Below are 1,957 nucleotides of genomic sequence, written 5' to 3'. Positions count from 1 at the left end.
GGCTACCGATCTGCGGGCAGGGGCTGCGCTGGTTATTGCGGGGCTGGCTGCACAGGGAAGTACCATTGTCGAGCAGGTTCATCACATTGACAGAGGGTATGACCGGATCGAACGTCTTTTCCAGGGGCTGGGTGCCCGAATGAGCCGCCAGTCTCCGGTACCGGAGCAGCTGGATTTCGTAAATTAATGCCTGTAATGTCCCTCCGTTAGCGGGGGGACCAGAAGGCTTTTGTGGAGAGAAGCTATGCCAAATGCTCAAATACCTTTTCTTAAAAAGAACAGAACGAAAAAAAGAACAAGCCGAAAAATTGCCGTTCTTCTCATTTTATTGTTTATTGTGCTGCTCGCTGTTCTCTTTTTCCGTTCTTCGTTAAGTCGGGTTTCTGAAATTCGTTTTGACGGTAATGTTTTTTCGACCCGAGAGCAGCTTCTAAATCGAAGCGGTCTGGCTGTCGGAGATCAATATTTTGGAGTTAGTTCATCTGACATTTCTGAAAAGCTGCGGGAAATTCAGTCGATTCAGCAAGTTACAGTGGACAAGCAGTTTCCGGGTGTCATTTCTGTTCACATTAAAGAGTTTGCTACGGTCGCCTACGAGCTGCAGAGTGACGGCAGCCTGCGAGCTATTCTGGCGAACGGGTCAAGCGTAGGCGTGGGCAGCAGCGGAATAGCTGTTGAGAAGCCTATTTTGACCAAATGGAAATCGAATGATCCGTATAAAACCAAGCTGTGTGATGCTTTATCACGCATTCCGGGAGAGTGGACAGCCGATATTTCGGAAATCATTCCTGCTCCGATACCTTCTTTTCCGGATCGTATAAAAATGTATACACGCTCCCAGTTTGAGGTGATTACAACCGTTTCGCTGCTGAGTTCTAAAATCAGCTATTTGAATCAGGTGCTAGAAACAGAAGCACCCGGTTTGATTACAATGCTGGAGGCGGATTCCTATGTTCCGTTCAAATCGGATACCAGTGAAGACGGCCAAGAAAAAGATACTACTCAGTGATGTGAAAAAATGCTAGAATTAATTTTATGGGTAATAGACTTGCCTCCTTCTTTTTTCTTCAAATTTTTATGTGACTGCAACCATAAATTGGCTTCTAAAAAATTTGTAGAAAAAAGAGGGAAAGCATGGAGTATGTTGAATATGTACAGAGTATGTTCAAAGATCGAAATTCATTTTGGAGTCAGGAGGTGCCACAGACTTGAGCAACAATGACATCATTGTTAGTTTGGACATCGGTACATCCAAAGTTCGGGCTATTATTGGGGAAATGAATAATGGAACCTTTAATATTATTGGAGTTGGATCTGCCGACTCGGAAGGGATTCGCAAAGGTGCAATTGTAGACATTGATCAAACCGTGCAATCAATCCGTAACGCCGTGGATCACGCAGAGCGCATGGTTGGTATTCAAATAACAGAAGTGTATGTGGGGATTTCAGGCAACCATATTGGTCTGCAAAATAGTCATGGCGTAGTAGCCGTGTCCAACGAGGACCGGGAAATCGGTGAGGAGGACATTGAGCGTGTACTGAAAGCAGCTGAAGTCATTGCCGTACCACCGGAGAGAGAAATCATTGACGTGGTAGCCAAGCAGTATGTCGTGGATGGCCTTGAAGGAATTCAGGATCCTCGCGGTATGATCGGAGTTCGTCTCGAAGTAGAGGCTACGATTGTTACTGGAGGAAAGACCCCGATACATAACCTGTTGCGCTGCGTGGAGAAAGCCGGCTTGAGAATCAAAGATCTGGTGCTGCTGCCACTCGGAGCTGGGCAATTGTCTCTTTCAAAGGATGAAAAGGTGATGGGCTCGGTGTTGGTGGATATTGGTGCAGGTTCTACGAATGTTGCTATTTTCCAGGAAGGATCAATTGTTGCTACATCAACACTTCCAATTGGCGGAGAGTTTGTAACCAACGACATTGCCTACGGACTGAGGACCCTTACCGA

Annotated in this window: 2 protein-coding genes and 1 pseudogene; all 3 read left to right on the top strand. The window is 46.1% G+C overall.

Translation table 11 applies throughout. From position 1 onward, the window contains the following. Positions 1–187: pseudogene (locus L693_RS0109900) on the top strand (UDP-N-acetylglucosamine 1-carboxyvinyltransferase); the annotation flags it as partial. 57 nt (positions 188–244) lie between these two features. After that, a complete protein-coding gene (locus L693_RS0109895; RefSeq protein WP_025717131.1) occupies positions 245–1,009 on the top strand; it encodes a cell division protein FtsQ/DivIB in 765 nt (254 codons plus the stop codon). Positions 1,010–1,208: 199 nt separating this feature from the next. Beyond that, on the top strand, positions 1,209–1,957 hold a 749-nt coding region (ftsA, locus tag L693_RS0109890; RefSeq protein WP_025717130.1), incomplete at its 3' end, for a cell division protein FtsA.

Source organism: Paenibacillus sp. 1-18 (assembly GCF_000520755.1).
Taxonomy (GTDB): Bacteria; Bacillota; Bacilli; order Paenibacillales; family Paenibacillaceae; genus Paenibacillus; species Paenibacillus brasilensis.
The sequence above is the reverse complement of the archived record's forward strand: the minus strand, read 5'-3'. Positions and strand labels throughout refer to the sequence as shown.